General features: G+C 61.3%; 15 protein-coding genes and 1 tRNA gene. 7 read left to right on the top strand and 9 right to left on the bottom strand.

Going from position 1 to position 16,489, the window contains the following annotated elements:
- Positions 1 to 16: 16 nt before the first annotated feature.
- The 7 genes from NW826_RS07245 to NW826_RS07215 form a co-directional block, all read right to left on the bottom strand.
- Complete coding sequence (locus NW826_RS07245) at positions 17 to 685, bottom strand: PHP domain-containing protein (RefSeq protein ID WP_414509783.1); 669 nt, start codon at positions 683 to 685, stop codon at positions 17 to 19.
- 143 nt (positions 686 to 828) lie between these two features.
- Positions 829 to 1,989: a pyridoxal-phosphate-dependent aminotransferase family protein gene (locus NW826_RS07240; RefSeq protein ID WP_414333171.1), complete on the bottom strand. Its 1,161-nt coding sequence runs from the start codon at positions 1,987 to 1,989 to the stop codon at positions 829 to 831.
- Between the two features lie 30 nt (positions 1,990 to 2,019).
- Positions 2,020 to 2,091, bottom strand: a tRNA-Cys gene (locus NW826_RS07235).
- Between the two features lie 157 nt (positions 2,092 to 2,248).
- The gene (locus NW826_RS07230; protein ID WP_414364134.1) at positions 2,249 to 3,415 is read right to left on the bottom strand and encodes a CO2 hydration protein; all 1,167 of its coding nucleotides are present in this window, start codon (positions 3,413 to 3,415) and stop codon (positions 2,249 to 2,251) included.
- A gap of 54 nt (positions 3,416 to 3,469) precedes the next feature.
- Positions 3,470 to 4,987, bottom strand: a complete 1,518-nt coding sequence (locus NW826_RS07225) for an NADH-quinone oxidoreductase subunit M (RefSeq protein ID WP_414376901.1) — start codon at positions 4,985 to 4,987, stop codon at positions 3,470 to 3,472.
- Between the two features lie 13 nt (positions 4,988 to 5,000).
- Positions 5,001 to 6,836, bottom strand: coding sequence for an NAD(P)H-quinone oxidoreductase subunit F (locus tag NW826_RS07220; protein ID WP_414509782.1), 1,836 nt, complete (start codon positions 6,834 to 6,836; stop codon positions 5,001 to 5,003).
- 92 nt (positions 6,837 to 6,928) lie between these two features.
- On the bottom strand, positions 6,929 to 8,146 hold the full coding sequence (locus tag NW826_RS07215) for a lipid-A-disaccharide synthase-related protein (protein WP_414333166.1): 1,218 nt from the start codon (positions 8,144 to 8,146) through the stop codon (positions 6,929 to 6,931).
- Positions 8,147 to 8,206: 60 nt separating this feature from the next.
- On the opposite strand from NW826_RS07215, the gene NW826_RS07210 reads away from it, so the two are divergent.
- The 3 genes from NW826_RS07210 (at position 8,207) to NW826_RS07200 (ending at position 11,354) form a co-directional block, all read left to right on the top strand.
- Complete coding sequence (locus NW826_RS07210) at positions 8,207 to 8,542, top strand: hypothetical protein (RefSeq protein ID WP_414333165.1); 336 nt, start codon at positions 8,207 to 8,209, stop codon at positions 8,540 to 8,542.
- Between the two features lie 48 nt (positions 8,543 to 8,590).
- Positions 8,591 to 9,637, top strand: coding sequence for a thiamine phosphate synthase (locus tag NW826_RS07205; RefSeq protein ID WP_414509781.1), 1,047 nt, complete (start codon positions 8,591 to 8,593; stop codon positions 9,635 to 9,637).
- 163 nt (positions 9,638 to 9,800) lie between these two features.
- Positions 9,801 to 11,354, top strand: coding sequence for an AAA family ATPase (locus tag NW826_RS07200; RefSeq protein WP_414333217.1), 1,554 nt, complete (start codon positions 9,801 to 9,803; stop codon positions 11,352 to 11,354).
- 13 nt (positions 11,355 to 11,367) lie between these two features.
- Here the strand turns inward: NW826_RS07200 and NW826_RS07195 are convergent, their stop codons facing one another.
- Positions 11,368 to 12,336 (bottom strand): 30S ribosomal protein S1, encoded by a 969-nt coding sequence (locus NW826_RS07195; protein WP_414333161.1) that lies wholly within the window; start codon positions 12,334 to 12,336, stop codon positions 11,368 to 11,370.
- 217 nt (positions 12,337 to 12,553) lie between these two features.
- On the opposite strand from NW826_RS07195, the gene obgE reads away from it, so the two are divergent.
- The 4 genes from obgE to NW826_RS07175 all read left to right on the top strand — a co-directional run bounded on the left by obgE (position 12,554) and on the right by NW826_RS07175 (position 15,416).
- Complete coding sequence (gene obgE / locus NW826_RS07190) at positions 12,554 to 13,591, top strand: GTPase ObgE (protein WP_414333215.1); 1,038 nt, start codon at positions 12,554 to 12,556, stop codon at positions 13,589 to 13,591.
- A gap of 60 nt (positions 13,592 to 13,651) precedes the next feature.
- On the top strand, positions 13,652 to 14,020 hold the full coding sequence (locus NW826_RS07185) for a hypothetical protein (RefSeq protein WP_414333159.1): 369 nt from the start codon (positions 13,652 to 13,654) through the stop codon (positions 14,018 to 14,020).
- A gap of 21 nt (positions 14,021 to 14,041) precedes the next feature.
- A complete protein-coding gene (locus tag NW826_RS07180) occupies positions 14,042 to 14,737 on the top strand; it encodes an L-threonylcarbamoyladenylate synthase (protein ID WP_414509780.1) in 696 nt (231 codons plus the stop codon).
- A 73-nt stretch (positions 14,738 to 14,810) separates the two neighbouring features.
- Entirely contained in the window at positions 14,811 to 15,416 is a 606-nt protein-coding gene (locus tag NW826_RS07175) for a PAP/fibrillin family protein (protein WP_414333155.1), read from the top strand.
- A 5-nt stretch (positions 15,417 to 15,421) separates the two neighbouring features.
- On the opposite strand, the gene NW826_RS07170 is transcribed toward NW826_RS07175, so the two are convergent.
- Complete coding sequence (locus tag NW826_RS07170; RefSeq protein ID WP_414337825.1) at positions 15,422 to 16,252, bottom strand: hypothetical protein; 831 nt, start codon at positions 16,250 to 16,252, stop codon at positions 15,422 to 15,424.
- Positions 16,253 to 16,489: the final 237 nt, after the last annotated feature.

The raw sequence follows: 16,489 nt of genomic DNA, 5'->3' as shown, positions 1-16,489 counted from the left end.
ATCAGGGATAGCCTAGCTAGATTCGCCTGAGGATGCTGGGGCCGTGGGAGTCGGTGCCGCAGGTTTTCAAAAGTCCGTAGGTCTCGGCCAACTCTTCGGCCTTCCCCGTCACTTCGGGGCAGGGGATCCAGATCTCCGGGTTTTTGTAGGCGTAGTAGACCTCAAGGCCATCCAATCCTAGCTCCACGGCTGCCGGAACCAGCTCCTCCGCAGGCAACCCGTAGCGAAAAGGATGGGCCAGCACTGCCAGGCCCCCAGCCGCTTGAATAGCCCCAATGGCCTCAGCAGCGGCCAGGCCGGGAACTTGCTCCCCTTGGATAAAGGGATCCAAAACAGGGTCGGCAGGATCAAACCCGTAGCCGAGAATATGCACCTCGCAGCCCAGCAGGTTGGCTGTAATCTCGATCCCCGGCCACAGAATGGGATCCTCGGCGCGATCCAGGTGGGCGCGGGCCTGTTCGTAGCCCTTCAGGGTGTGGTGATCGGTGATGGCCAGGCCCTTGAGGCCGTGCCGGCGCGCCTGCTCTGCCAAGTCTGCCGGATCCATGCGCCCATCGGAGCAGCAGGTGTGCAGATGAAAGTTGTACTGCAAGGGACAAGAAAGAGGGCCGATCCCTTGCAGCACCCGCCGCAGCTCCACCGCAGAAGCCACTCTACAGGGATCCCATTGCAAACCAACCAGCATGGCTACCCTTGCCTCCCCAACAGGCGCTGCTCCAGAGAAGCTAAGCTCCGAAGTTTTATGTTTTGTTAAGGATGTCCACCCATTCTAGCCGGGGTGCAGGAGGGGTGCCAGGTGTGGAGAACTACAGTAGTGGCCAGGGATCCCTAAGGGTTGGTCAAGATCTCTTCAGCAGCCTTGAGGGCTGCTCCAGGAGAGAAGTCGCTGTAGCCCAGTGTGTGCAGGGTTGACTCGAGAGCAGCCAGCGTGGTGAGAATGTCTCGGTCGCTCACAAAGCCCAGGTGGCCGATGCGAAAGATCTTGCCCTTGAGGTGGTCTTGGCCGGCGGCAAGGGCAATGTCGAAATGCTTCTTCAGGGTGCTGCGGATAGTGTCGGCGTTGATCCCTTCGGGAGCCAGCACGGCTGTTACCGAGGGGCTGGCCGCCGACTCTGGGTTCACCAAAAGCTTCAGCCCCAGCGCCTTGACACCGGCGCGGGTGGCCTGGGCCAAGCGGTCGTGGCGGCGGTAGATGGCCTCCAACCCTTCCGCCCGCATCAAGCGCAGGGTAACTTGCAAGGCGTAAAACAGATTTACTGCCGGGGTAAAGGGAGTGGTGCCCTGGCGCAGGGCTTTTTGGGCCAGCTTGAAGCTCCAGTAGTACTTGGGAAAGCGAGAGCGCTCGGCAGCAGCCATGGCCCGCGGGCTGACGGCCACAAACCCCAGCCCCGGCGGGATCATGTAGCCCTTCTGGGATCCAGAGGCCACCACATCCAAGCCCCACTCGTCCATGGGCACTGGCATCGCCCCCAAACTGGTGACCGCATCCACAATTACCAGCGCTTCCCCATGCTCGCGGGCGGCAGCCGCAATGGCCTGCACGTCGTTGGCCACGCCGCTAGAGGTTTCCGAATGGGTGAGAATGACCGCCTTGATGGTCTTCTCCCGGTCGGCGGCCAGCTTTTCTTGGAAGACCTCGACGGGATAGGGCACGCCCCAGGGGGTTTCTATCCGCTCGCACTGCAGGCCAAATTGCTCCGACATCTCGGCCCAGCGCTCGCCAAACTTGCCGTTGACCCCCACCAAAACCCGTTCCCCTGGGCTGAGGGTGTTGAGGATCCCGGCTTCCATGGCCCCGGTGCCGCTGGAGGCAAAGACAAACACATCGGAAGTAGTCTGGTGCAGCCAACGCAGCCCCTCCGTCACCTCTTCCAGAATGGCGGTGAACTCTTTGCTGCGGTGCTCGATAGGCCCCCGCGCCATGGCCAGCAGCGCACTCTCGGGAACGGGAGTGGGGCCGGGGATCATTAACATCAACTTGTCTTTCATGCGTGTCCCGCCAGGGAGGTCAGGTTTGAGAGGTGGCGGCCAGATTCGAACTGGCGCATAGAGGTTTTGCAGACCTCTGCCTTACCACTTGGCTACGCCACCCTACTCCTCAATCAGACAAGACATTGTATCCGAAAATGGGATCCCCTAGCCACCGCTGCGTGGGAGCTACAGACGTAGGATGTTACAAAGCAGCCCCTGCTCTTCTGGCGAGCCAGATATCGCTCCAAGCGTCCCTGGAAAAACGACAGAACCAACATTAGTCTTGCACACTTAACAGACGGGATCCCAGCAGGCGTTGCAGCCAAGGGGCAAGGAACTCGCGGTTAGCCGACTGCTGCTCTGGATCCTGGGTTTCCAGAGGAAAGGGGGCAAGGGCCCGCAGGGCGGCAGTGGTAACGCAGAACATGGCCTTTTGGAAGCTGAGGCAGATTTTCACCCTGAGGTCATCTTCCCCGCGCGGCTGGCGGCGGTAGTGCTCCCGCAAAGACTCAGGCAGGTGGCGCATCATATCCTGCATCAAGAGGGTGGGTGGGATCCCGGCGCTCCCCACCGGCAGCGGATCGGCATAGAGGGCTCCATAGGCGAAGTCCGCCTGCTCGACCGGGATCTGGTGCGCCTGGGCGTTGTAGGAGACTGTGCCCATGAAGGGGAAAGAGCGGAAAAACACGGCTTCCACGTAGGGCAGGGCCGTGTCGGGCAGGAAGGTCAGCCCCGCCGACAGGGGGATGATCTCGTAGCGGTGGCCCCAGATGCAGGGAGCGTAGGTGATGGGCTTGTTGGCGGCTGCCACCAACCCCTGCTGGATGTGGGCCACCACGTCGGCAAGGGTGAGCTGGGGTTCGCTCTCGTGGCGCTTGGCCAGGGTCAGGAAGAGATCGCTCATCACCCGCCAAAACTGGCCCAGGCCGCTGTACATGGCCAGCATGCGCACCTGTTCCAGCGCAAAGTCGGGGCAGAGGAAGTTAAGGCCCTGCAGAAGGGGGTTGAAGCGGAACTTGGCCCGAATGGCCACCTTGGCTCGCTCGACAAATTCGGGAGTATCCAGATAGCGATCCAGACCGCCTCCCCCATGCCAGAGCATGGCTTTCATGCAGTATTCGGCAAACTCGTAGTTGATGCGATCGTGCCAGAGGTAGCGCAGCCATTTGCCCGGCGTAATTTCGCCGTTAAAGTACTTAAAAGCGGGGAACAGCTCCAAAAATTGGTGGTCGGCAATGAAGATTAAATTCTGGGAGTAGGCATCCAGCACCCGGCCGTAGCTATGGAGGATGCCGATCACCTCCAGCCGGTTGCTGGGGGAATCCGGCACAAGGGCTCCCCCTGCCTCTAGGCGTTGGACAATAGGAGCCAGTCGCCATTGCTCTAGAGGATCTAAGCCGGCCAGAAAGAAACAGGAAGGAGCGGGAACCAGGGTAGCAGTCATGGGAGAAGCAGCGGTTGAGACAACAACAAAAACCCAGTTGATCTCACCAAATCGTCACAACGAAGATGACCCAGGCCCGAAAGCAGTGATCGGCCTGCCTGCTTCAGCAAGATTGAGGACCACCGGCCTGGCCCAGTGAGCGGCGGTGGACTCCACCCAATGGGTTGCCCAGGCAGGCTGGAGGCCGAGCCACACCACCAGCACTGCTAGAACTACAGCAGGCAGGCGTTCTCCGGCGGCATGTCGTTGCATGGCAATGGCCACTTCCGAGAGGCGCCCGAAAAAGACACGGTTCACCATTAGCAGAAAGTAGGCCGCCGTCAATCCTGTCCCCACCATGCACAGCAGCGTCTGCAGGGGGAAGACGGGAAAGCTGCCCCGAAAGAGGGTGAACTCGGCAATAAAGCCCACCAGGCCGGGCGTGCCGCCGCTGGCCATCACCCCCAACACCGTCAAGCTGCCAATAAGCGGCAAGCCCCGCTCCGGGTTGAGCAATCCCCGCAGCAACCTGAGATCCCGCGTGCCGGTATTGGCGTAGACGGCACCCACCAGCAGAAACAGCAGCGAGGAAATCAGGCCGTGGCTCACCATCTGGAATAGGGATCCCACCAAGGAGAGGGGGGTGGCCGCCGCCGTGGCCAGGAGAATGTAGCCCATATGGGCAATGGAGCTGTAGGCCACCAGCTTTTTCATATCTTGCTGCACCAAGGCGTTCAGGGATCCATACAGCACATTGGCCACCGCCCAACTGGCCAGCCAGGGCCCGGCTTGCTCCCAGGCAGCCGGCAAAAGCTGTAGGCCAAAACGCACCAGGCCATAGGTGCCCAACTTGAGCAAGAGCCCCGCCAAGAGCACCGAAATGGGGGTGGAAGCCTCCACGTGGGCATCCGGCAGCCAGGTGTGGAAGGGCACCAAGGGGATCTTGATGGCCAGCCCCAGCAGGATGGGAACAAGCAACAAAAGCTGCTGCAGCAGGGGCAAGGGGTGGGCCTGCAGAACGGTGTAACTAAAGCTGTGAACCTCGCTCAGCCAACTGAGGCCGAAAAAGCCAATCAGCAGCAGAATACCAGAGACAGCGGTGTAGACCAAAAACTTGGTGGCAGCATAGGTGCGCCGCGGCCCGCCCCAGATGGCAATCAGCAGATAAAGCGGGATCAGCTCAACTTCGTAGAACAGGAAGAATAGCAGCAAGTTCTGGGCCAGAAAAGCCCCCGCAATGGCGGCTGCCAGCAGCAACACCAAGCTGTAGTAGAGGCGAGGCCGCTCCACCTGGCCGCTGGCCCAAAGGGCAATCAACACCAGCAAGCCAGTCATCACCACTAGCGGCAGGGAGATCCCGTCCACCCCCAGCTCATAAACCAAGCCCAACTGCGGGATCCAGGCCACTCGTTCGGCCATCTGGATCCCTTGCTCTTGAGGATCCAAAAGCAGCAGCAATCCCAAGCCCAGCCCCAACAAAGCCAGGCCAAACCCCAAAGCCAAAGTCCGGTGCAGGCCCTTCCCCGCTCGCTCGGGGATCAGCCCCACCAAGATGCTGCCCAACAACGGGATCCCGACCAAAAGGCTGAGCATCGCTTCCTCCCACTCAATAGGCCAATCCCAAATGGGGCGAACGCAGCAGCCAAGCGGTAACCACCACGACCCCAATGACAATGAGCAGCACGTAGAGCTGCATCCGCCCCGACAGGGTGTACTTGAGGGCTTCGCCGCTAAACCAAAAAGCCAGGCTCACCCCGTTCACCAGGCCATCCACCCCGTTGCGATCCAGCCATTCCAGTCCGCGGGAGAGGGCGCTGACCGGCTGCACCAGCAGCGCCTGGTAGAGCTGCCCGGTGTAGAAATCCTGGGCCAAGAGATCCTGCAGCTCCGGCCAGGGCAGGCGCAGCCGCCGCCGGCCTCCCCAGTACAGCCAGGCACCAACACTGGCTCCCAGCAACCCTGCGGTCCCCAGCAAGACAGCCATCTGCTGCAGCTCCGGGATCCAAGCGGGATAAAGCCCCCAGCGCCAGAAGAGCCAGGGCATGAGCAAGTTCTGCACCGTCAGGATAACCATGGGCAGGGCCATCAGCCAGCCCACCTCAGGCGCGCGGCGCGTCTTGGGCTGCGGGGATCCCAAAAAGACCAGACCAAAAACCCGCGCCAGATTCAAAGCCGTCAGCCCGTTAACCAGCAGCAACACCCCCACCAGGGCCGGCTCGCTGTACACCAGCGCCAGGCGAATGAGAGTCCAAAAGCACCCCAGTGGGGCCACCATCCCCAGGGATCCCACGGCAAAGGCGGCCAGGGTAGCCGGCATGCGGCTCCCTAGGCCCCCCAGCTCCGTCAGATCCTGGGTAGCAGTGGTGTAGATGAGGGATCCCACCCCCATAAACAGCAGCGCCTTGGCCAGGCCGTGCATGAGCAGCAGCTCCAGGGCCAAATCCGGCTGCCCCGTCCCCACCGCCACAAACACCAAGCCTAGGTAGACACTGGTGGAGTAGGAGAAGGTGCGCTTGAGGTCGATTTGCGCCAAGGCCACTAGGGATCCCCCTATAGCCGTAATCGTGCCGATGGCCACCAGCACCCCATCGGTGAGGGGAGAGAGAGCCAAAAGGGGCTGCAGCTTGATCAAGACAAAAGCGCCGCAGGCTACCACCGCCGAGTTGCGCAGGATCGAAGCCGGGTTGGGCCCCTCCATGGCCTCATCCAGCCACAGGTGGAGCGGGAACTGGGCGCACTTGCCCAGCGGCCCTGCAATCAAAGCCAACCCCATCAAGGCCGCCCAAGTCGGATCCAAGCTGGTCGTAGCCGCCCAATCTCGCAGGCCGGAAAAGGTCAAAGAGCCGGAGAAATTGGAGACCGCCACCACCCCCATCAACAGCAACAGGTCTCCCACCCGTTTGGTGAGAAAAGCATCCCGCGCTGCAGTGACCACCAGCGGCTGGGCGTACCAGAAGCCCACCAACAGATAGGTGGAAAGCGTCAGCATCTCCAGCAGCGCGTAGCTGAAAAACAGGGAATCGCTGAGGGCGATCCCCGTCATCCCGCCCTCGAAAAAGCCCATCAGGGCGGCAAAGCGACCCAGGCCCCAGTCCTTATCCAAATACCCCAAGGCATAGATCTGGGCCAGCAGGCTCAAGCCGCTGAACCAGACAACGGTTCCCAGCGTCAGAGACGAAACCTCCAAAGACAGGGTCAAATCCAGATCGGCCACCCGAAACCAGAGGTAGTTCAGGATCTGGGGATCCCGACCCCAAACCTGCCGCAACAGCCAAAGGCCATGAGCAAGGGCCACAAAGGTCAGTAGGATATTGAGGTAAGCTGCCGGGCGCGGGCCACTGCGCTTGATCCAGCCACTGGCCCAAGGGAGAGCCAGCGCCGTTCCCGCCCACCCGTAGCAAGGGATCCACCAACTGCTCTCCAACCCCAAAAGGTTTGACATTACCCAATAAATTGAACAATGACAACGAACAGAAAACCAACGGAGATCAGTCAGGATTTTTAACTCGTTCTCTGGTTAAGGATTTGAGATCACTATATACCCGGCTCGGACGGTTCCAAAACCGGGTCGGGTGGCTTGAGCCAATCTCGAACCTGGGCGGCAATCCGCCGGGCAGCGCCTGGAGATCCCATGCGGCGGCGTCCGTGGGCCTGCAACTCAGCCGTGTAGTTGGGATCGACGGCCAGACGCTCCAGAATCCGGCTAACCACAGCGGGGGCCTGCTCCACCGAGGTCAAGTGGACGGCGGATCCCAGCAGACGGGTTTGGGCTTCGGCAAAGCGGAGCGTAAACTGTGGCCCCCCGCCCGGCAAAGTGACCACCGGCTTTCCCAAGCCCACACATTGCTCGGTGGCCGTTCCCGCCATGGCCAGCACCACCGTGGCCCGGTGGGCACAGGCGCCGAAGTTCCCCCAAACCAGAAGTACATCGCTGCGCTGAGGTGGGATCCGAGCCTGAAGCTGGTCTGGTTCCAGGTTGGGGCTGAGGGCAGCATAAACTTGAACCTCCCTTGGGATCCGCTCCACCACCTGCATCATCAGGGCCCAGTTGCGGTAGGCTTCCGGCGGACGGGATCCCGGCAAGAGCAGCAAGGCCGGTCGGTGCGGATCTAAAGGTAATGCCCCGCGCGGCTCCAGGCCGTCCATCATCGGGTTGCCCAGGTAGAAGGCCCTCAGGCCCCGTTTTTGCAAAGCGGTTGCCGTCAGCTCATCCCGCAAAAAAGAACCCAGGCAGCGCCGGTGGGCCATCAGCCAGCGTTCCCAGGGCAGGTAATCGGAAACCGGCTGCCCCATCCAAGCGCGGCGGTACGGCCCCCGTTCGTCCCGCCAGTAATAATCCGACTTGGCCGTGCCCACGAAAACATAGGGGATCCCGCTCCACCAGGCCATCGCCAGGGGCACAATGTCTCCCACCGCCAGCACCAGCTTCATCTGAGCCGCCGCCCGCCGCACCAGAGCCAGTTGCCGCCCCGTCAGCCCCAACAGGCCGGCCCGCAGATCCCGCCACAACTGCCGCCAATCTTGATAGATAAACCCCCCCGACGGCATCACTTGAGCAACGGGCAGAAGGGGGATCCCTTGGCGTTGGTAGGCTGTCCCTTCTCCCACAATTGGCAGGGCTTGCACCGGGATCCCCAGTTGGATCAGGGCCAGGGCAAGGCGGCTGCCCACCTCATCTTCCCCGTGTCCATTGCTCAGACACAGCACCGGCGGCGCCAGGCGCAATTGGGTTCCCGGTCTGGGCTGAATCAAGCGGGATCCTCCAGAAATCTCCTCCTACAATAGAGCCAATCCGAGAGGGGAAGCCGGGAGATGATGCGAAATGAGCGACAACGAGCCGAGTTCATTGCGGCAGTAGAGGCCCTCCAGCTCGAAGGCCCCTATTTCGTAGAAGAGCGCCTCACCCGCCATCGTGGCCCTTTCTTACGGGCAGTGAAAGATGTGCCCGTAGGCGGAACTTGGTGGGAGATCCGTTATTTTCCCGCCTGTGAGTGCTACGCTTGGGCCTACCTGCCGGAAGGGGCCGGCCCGCGGGAGTTTGCCTGGGGCCACACGCTGCAGCAAGCTTTTCTCAACGCCTTGTGGCATCAACCCCTTTCTGCCGAAAGCCAAGAACAGCTGCGGAAAAACCATTCCGATTTACAGTAGAGATCAAGATTCTCTTAAACTTCCCTCTTCTTCCCGCGTGCAGGGAACATGAAACCGCAGGCCGTCGCCCGTATTCTGGATGCCAACCTCGACCGCGCTCGCGAAGGGCTACGGGTGCTGGAGGAGTGGTTTCGTTTCGGCCTGGAAGAGGAAAAGCTCTCTGCGGAATGCAAGGCCATGCGCCAAGCCCTGGCCCGCTGGCACAGCGACCCGCTGCGGCTGGCCCGCGATACCCCTGCCGACCCAGGCACCCAGATCTCCCACCCGCAAGAGGAGCAACGGCGGGATCTCGGCCACCTGTTGCAGGCCAATTGCAGCCGTGTGCAAGAAGCGCTGCGGGTGCTGGAAGAATACGGCAAGTTGGCCGAGTCCAGTCATTGGGTAGCGCCCGGCCTGGCCAAGCTGGCCAAAGACATGCGCTATCGGCTCTATGTTCTGGAAAGTGAGCTGCTGGGGGGATCCCTGCGGCAGCGTCTCCTGGCAGCCCATCTTTATTTGGTTACCAGCCCGGTGCCCCACTGGCTGGAAGTGGTGGAAAAGTCCCTACGCGGGGGGGTAACACTGGTGCAGTACCGCCGCAAAAACCTTCCCGACAGAGAGATGCTCTGGGATCTCAGGCAGTTGCGGCAACTGTGCGACCGCTATCAGGCGTTGATGATCGTCAACGACCGGGTGGACTTGGCTTTGGTCAGCCAAGCGGATGGGGTACATCTGGGGCAGACGGATCTGCCGGTTGCCCAAGCCCGGCAACTGCTGGGAGCGCAGCGGCTGATTGGCCTGTCGACCACCAACGCTGAAGAGCTGGCCCAAGCCCTCAATAGCGGCGTGGACTATATCGGCGTCGGCCCCGTCTATGCCACTCCCACCAAAGCGGAAAAACCCCCTGCCGGCTTGGAGTACGTGCGCCTGGCCGCCGAAAAGGCCCATCTGCCCTGGTTTGCCATCGGCGGCATCGATCCCCACAACCTGCCGGAGGTGCTGCGGGCAGGCGCCAGCCGCGTAGCCGTGGTGCGGGCCCTGATGGAAGCGGCGGATCCCACCCAGACCGCCCGCGCCATGTTGGCCGAACTGCAAGGGATCCCTGCTCTATCCTGAAGATAGACCCCGAATCTTCTCAAGACCCTTCTAACTCCCGATGGCAGAGGCCGCAAAAGATCTCAAAGAGCTCCCCGATCGCGATCGGCAAAGCAGCGGGGATCCCGGCTTGAGCGGGATTGCCACCGAAGTGCAAGGGGAGCTGGTGCGGGAGCTGGACTTGATGATCCGGGCCCGCTACCCCCTGCTCTACCTGGTTTCCCCCGAAGAGGAGCCGGCGGACGCCGTGCTCGTGCAAGTAGCCAAGAGAACCGATCCGCCGCGGCGGCTGCTGTTCTGGGACGTGGTGCGGGGCTGGCAAGATACCGGCGAAGACCGTGGCTCCATCATGGCCGCTCTAGGGCGGGTGTGGCGCTCGGCCCCCCAGGAAGACACCCTGTTTGTGCTGCGGGATCTGCACTTTGTGCTGCGCAACGCCAGCAGCGACAAAAATGCCCCCATCCTGCGGGAGCTGAAAAACCTCAGCCGCGAGCTCAAGCGCACCCGCAAAATGCTGATCCTGCTCAGCCACACTCTGGAGGTGCCCAGCGACCTGGCCGAGGAGATCACCGTCGTCGATATTCCTCTGCCCAACAGCGAAGAGATCAGCCGCCTCATCCAGCTCTACGTGGCCCCGGAAAAACTCAAGCTCAGCCCCCTGGCCCGCGAGCAACTGGTCAAAGCCTGTCAGGGGCTGAGCCGGGAGCGCATCCGCCGCGTCTTGGCCCGCGCCTTGGCCGCCAAGCAGGAGGTGAACGAGGCCGACATCGACCTGGTGTTGGAGGAGAAAAAACAGGCCATCCGCCAGACGGGCATCCTGGAGTTTTTCACCGCCCGCGAGACCCTGAAAAGCGTGGGCGGGCTGGACAACCTCAAGGCCTGGGTGCGGGTGCGCCAGGAAGCCTTTACCGAAGAGGCGCGGCGCTACGGCCTGCCCAACCCCAAGGGCGTGCTGCTGGTGGGGATCCAGGGCACCGGCAAGTCCCTCTCCGCCAAAACCATCGCCAACGAGTGGCGGCTGCCCCTGCTGAGATTGGATGCCGGGCGGCTCTTTGCCGGCATTGTGGGGGAATCAGAAAGCCGCGTGCGGCAGATGATCCAACTGTCAGAAGCCATGGCCCCCTGTGTGCTCTGGATCGACGAAATTGACAAGGCCTTTGGCAACATCACCAGCAGCGCCGACGGGGATTCGGGCACCAGCCGCCGGGTGTTTGGCAGCCTGATTACCTGGATGCAGGAGAAAACCAGCCCGGTCTTCATCGTGGCCACCGCCAACAACGTGCCCCTGCTGCCGCCGGAGCTGTTGCGCAAGGGCCGCTTTGACGAGATCTTTTTCCTCAACCTGCCCACCCAAGCCGAGCGCAAGGAGATCTTCCGGGTGCACCTGCAGCGGCTGCGCCCCAGCCGCCTGCGGGAGTTCGACCTGGATGCCCTGGCGGCAGCCGCTCAAGACTTCAGCGGCGCCGAGATCGAGCAGGCGATCGTGGATGCGATGTACAACGCCTTTGGGGGCGGCGGCAGCGGCGCTCGGCGCGATTTCACCCAAGAAGACATCCTGCAGTCCATCCGGGAAACTGTACCCCTGGCCGCCATCGCCCGCGACCAGATCGAAAGCCTCAAGTGCTGGGCTGCCCAAGCGGGTGCCAGGACAGCTTCTCAAGATGCCCAGGTGCTACAGGAAATGAAGCAGTGCTTTGCTTCCCAGCATCCAGCTTCACCGTTGCCCACCAGCCCTTGATCCCGAAACCACCTTATTCCACAGCCGTCGCTGCGTATTCCAGCTCTTCCTCCGCCACTTCCGCTGGGGCTTTCTCCGCCTGTCCTTGCTTGGCAGCCAGCATTTGCTCGCGGTACTTGGCTGCCATTTCCTCGGCTTTCTCGTACACCAGCTTGGGATCCCGAATCATGTCGCCGGGATTGGGCTCCAGTTGCTTGGTGGACAGCGAGATCCGCCCCCGCTCCGCATCCAGATCGATGATCATCACCTTCACTTCGTCGTTGACGTTGAAGACACTGTGGGGCGTGTCGACATGATCGTGGGAGATCTCGGAAATGTGCAGCAGGCCGGAGACGCCGCCAATATCGATAAAGGCGCCGTAGGGCTTGATGCCTCGCACCGTGCCGACTACCACCTCGCCCACTTCCAGCTTGTTCATCTTCCGCTCCACCAAGGCGCGGCGATGGCTCAGCACCAAACGGTTGCGGTCTTCGTCTACCTCCAGAAACTTCAGGGGCAGCTCTTCACCCACCAGCTCTTCTTTCGGCTTGCGGGTGCTGATGTGGGATCCGGGAATAAAGCCCCGCAGCCCTTCGATCCGCACCAGAGCCCCACCTCGGTTGGTGGCAAAAATGGTTGAGCGGACGGTGGCATCTTCTTTCTGGAGCTGTCGTACCCGTTCCCAGGCCCGCATGTACTCGATGCGGCGGATAGAGAGGGTCAGTTGCCCCTCCTCGTTCTCTTCGGTGAGGATAAAAAATTCGCGGGTTTCTCCGGGCTGCAGCATCTCGTGTGGATCTTCCAGGCGGCTAATCGACATCTCCTGGAGCGGCAGAAAGGCAGCCGTTTTGGCCCCGATATCGATCAAAGCACCGCGCGGCTCCACCGAGAAGACCGTACCCGCCACAATTTCACCGGGGCTAAAGTGATAGTCATACTTATCCAGGAGAGCGGCAAAGTCTTCAGTGGTAAAACCTACATCGGCAGCGGTGAATCGACTCATAGGGGTGCAGTAACAGAATCAGTTGCGCGGAATCAATGGGTAGAAGGCCAGTCGAGTTTGGCAAAGCCCCAGATGAGAGTATGTTTACTCTCCCACTTTCCCACCTGCGGCGGATGTGGCTGGGGAAATACCATAGTAGCTCAGCGGGGCGTCTTTTGTGGCAAGTTTCCCGGCGATCTTGCCAAGCTAGAGCATAGAAGATTTGGGAGAAGAACGATTGCACTTTATTGACCAAGCCGAAATTGAAGTGCAAGGGGGAAATGGCGGAGATGGCATCGTGGCCTTCCGCCGCGAAAAGTATGTGCCGGCTGGGGGGCCATCCGGTGGCAATGGTGGGCGGGGCGGCTCGGTGATCCTGGTGGCAGATCCCGGCCTGCAGACCTTGCTGGATTTTCGCTTTCAGCCGGTGATCAAGGCAGAACATGGGGCCAAAGGGGGGCCCAACCATCGCAGCGGGGCTGGTGGTGCGGATCGGCTGGTGCGGGTGCCCTGTGGCACGATGGTGTTCAACGCTCAAACCGGCGAGCTGCTGGGGGATCTAGTGTGTGAGGGGGATCGAGTGTTGGTGGCCCGCGGGGGCAGAGGCGGCCTGGGCAACGCCCATTTTTTAAGCAACCACAATCGTGCCCCCCGCCGATTTACCAAGGGCGAACCGGGAGAGCGGGTGCGCCTGCGCCTGGAGCTGAAGTTGATTGCCGAGGTAGGCATTGTCGGCCTGCCCAATGCGGGCAAGTCCACCCTGATTTCGGTGGTCTCTTCTGCCCGGCCTAAGATTGCCGACTACCCCTTCACCACCCTGCAGCCCAATTTGGGGGTAGTGCCTCATCCTTCCGGAGATGGGGTGGTGTTTGCCGATATTCCGGGGCTGATCGAGGGGGCCCACTTGGGGGTGGGGCTGGGCCACGAGTTTTTGCGCCATGTGGAGCGCACCAGGGTGCTGATCCATTTGGTGGATGGCACAGCGGCGGATCCCGTCAGAGATTATCAGACCATTCAGCAGGAGCTGCGCGCCTACGGCCACGGGTTGATCGATAAGCCGCAAATTTTGGTTTTGAACAAGATCGACGTTCTGGATCCTCAGCAGGTTGCCGAGCGCACCCAGAGGCTATCGGCTGCCGCCGGCACTTCGGTGGTGGCCATTTCTGCGATTGCCAGGCAGGGGCTGGATCCGCTCTTGCAGCGGGTGTGGCAGTGCCTGGGTCGGGGATCCCCTGCGGAGCTGGATCTCGTGGGGGCAAAATCCATCCAGTCCTGAGGCGGAAGCATCCTAGAATGGGAGAGCCCATGCCTTGCCAAGCTCCAGAGATAAGTGGCTATGTATATCTCGGCGGAGGATCTGCCACCGGATTTGCGTCAGATCATGTTGGCTGTTGAACAGGCAGCCCAGGCGAGGGCAGGAGCGTGTGTGGAGCTGTTGCTGCTCCTGCGGCTGCTGGAGGAGATGCACCGCGCAATCCTGGAGGGTGCCTTTCGGGAGGCTTTGCCCAACACCCGTCAAGCTTTGTATCGGGTGCTGCAGGATCTAGAGGAGGCGGGCGACTGGCCCTACCTGCCACGTCTGCATATCCAAGCCCTGATGCAACAACTGAAGGACTGGCCGCAGGGATCCCTGCCGGTGCCGCCCACTCCCCGTTCTGCAGGGGTTGTGGAAGTGGCGGAAAGCCCTAGCTGCCCCGAATCTTGAGATTTTGCTTTTTTCTCCCGAATGGCCGAGTACTTTAAGCTCCATCCGCAGCATCCCCAGGCCCGCTCCATCCAACGGATTGCAGCCGCTCTTCGGGAAGGGGCGGTCATGCTCTACTCCACTGATACGGTCTATGCCATTGGCTGCGATGTGACCCACAAGCAGGCGGTAGAGCGGGTAAGGCGTCTCAAGCGGCTTTCCAACGACAAGCCCCTCACCTTTTTGTGCCCTTCGCTTTCCCAAATTGCCCAGTACGCCCAGGTGAGCGATCCCGCCTATCGACTGATGCGGCGGCTGATCCCAGGCCCGTTTACGTTTCTGTTGCCGGCCACCAAGCTGGTGCCCAAGCTAGTCATGGATCCCAAGCGGAAAACCACTGGCATCCGCGTGCCCGATTCGGCCATCTGTCAGGCGCTGTTGGCCGAGTTAGGCAACCCCATCGTCTCCACCTCGGCCAAGCTGGGCGGGGATCCCGTTGGCTCTTTGGAGGTGGGTTTTGACTCTGTTGGGGATTGGGAAGAGGGGGGAATCTTTACCGCCGAAGAAATGCGACAGTTGGAGAAACAGGTGGATCTGGTGCTGGATGACGAGGCTCCCTATCGGGCCCAGGTCTCGACGGTCATCGATCTCACGGGGCCGGAGCCCCTGTTGGTGCGGGCAGGCCTGGGGTACGAGCAGGTGGCAGAGCTCAGGCGGGTGGAAGAGCTGACTGGCTGAGGGCCGGGATCCCCCTTTCCCTACTCGGCTGCCACCAACTCCTAAAATAGGGTCGTGCTGCTGCGGTAAGCCCATGCCTGGGTCTTTGGCTGAGCAAAAACTGGCCCTGTTGCGCCTGCTGGAGGTGGCCGACCGAGGCCGGAAGGTTTCCCCTGACCAGAAAGCCCAAATCTTGTCTCACATTGCTGCCCTGGAAGTGCTCAACCCCACCCCCAGGCCAACCTCTGCCCCTGAAAAGTTGGAGGGGAACTGGCTCACCCTATTTACCACCAGCACAGACCTGCTGCGGCTGGCCAAGTTGCCCTTTCTGACCACCGGCGAGATCTACCAGTGCATTCGGGCCAAAGCTGGACGGGTCTTCAACGTGGCGGAGATCCAGGGATCCGGTTGGCTGCCACGGGGAGTTTTGGCGGTGGCAGCCCGCTTCTACCCGGAGTCGGAACGCCGGGTCAGGGTCATTTTCGAGCGCTTTGTGCTCGGCTCCCAAGCGTTGATGAGCTACGAGATCGAGAGTTTTCTCCATTTGCTTGAACGGGCTCCAGAGCGGATCCCGGCGGTGAAGATCGACCTTCGCCGCCGCGAGCCAACAGGCTGGCTGGACATTACCTATTTGGATGAAGACTTACGGATGGGTCGGGGCAGCGAGGGGAGTGTGTTCGTGCTCAAGCGGGTGAGTTGAGGCTGCTAGCTGGAGGTTCCAGAAGGCTCCTTTTCTGGGATCTCAGGGAGTGGCTTCTGGGCTAAGGTAGCGCCTATTTCTTGGAGAACCTGCAAGGCACGGTAGGACTGCCGTAAAACCTGCAGCTCCTGTTGAGTTTGCTCCAGTTGCCGAGCCCATTGGTCATGTTGAGAGCGCAACTGCCGATTCTCGCATTTTGTACGCTGCAGGAGGCGCTTGAGCTTTTGCTGCTGCTGCTGGAGCTGGGCCCGCTCGGCTTCCGACTGCTGCAGTTGGATCCCTTGGCGTTCCAGCTCTATTTTTAGGGCGGTAACTTGCGATTGAAGCTGGCGGAGCTTTTGGTGCAGTTCCCGCCCTGGTGTGGGTTTGGCCGGTTTGGAGTTTGGGGAAGAGGGCGGGGGTGATGTTTGGAGATTTTGCAGATGCCGTTGCAACTGTTGGGCTTGGGCCTGCAGAACTCGGCACCGCTGCTGCTCGCTGCGCAGTTGCGCTTGGGCGCGTTCGCAGGTTTGGATTTCGGCTTTCACTTGCTGCTTGATGCGGTCGAGGATCTTTTGGTGGCGGAGCTGGGTTTGGCGGATCTCCTCAGCCACTTGCAGAGGACGCGGATCCACCTCGGGTCGCCGCGGCCTGCCACCGTGATCGGCAGGATCAAAGGGGGACACAGCCGCCAGCAGCGAGGCTCGAAAGTCAGGCCAGGAATGCGACTGCAGACCCATCTGAACCAGCCGCCAAACCCCGTAGGAGGCCCCAATTGCCGCTACCAGGCCAGGGATCCCGGCCAAGGACAGGGAAACCTTGGGCAGGGTCGGCAGGATCTGATCCAGCAGGCCCACCACCAATGCGAAGACAAAGAGCCCGCTCCCCGCGGCAGCGGCACCTGGGACCCAAGAGGAGCGGGAGGACATCATCGTTTTTGTTTATCAGAACCACCAGAGCGGGAGAACCAGGGCAGAGGTCAGGTTCAAAAATCACCTGTCTGCATCTCAGTTTATCCCACCGGCAACCTCTGTCTCTCATGAACTACCCCACCGCGCAGGCGGGTGGGGTTTCCCCATCCGCTTTACGGCGAG

It is taken from the genome of Synechococcus sp. OH20 (genome assembly GCF_047502685.1).
GTDB lineage: Bacteria > Cyanobacteriota > Cyanobacteriia > Thermostichales > Thermostichaceae > Thermostichus.
Note: the sequence above shows the minus strand (reverse complement) of the source record. Positions and strands in the feature narration are given on the sequence as shown.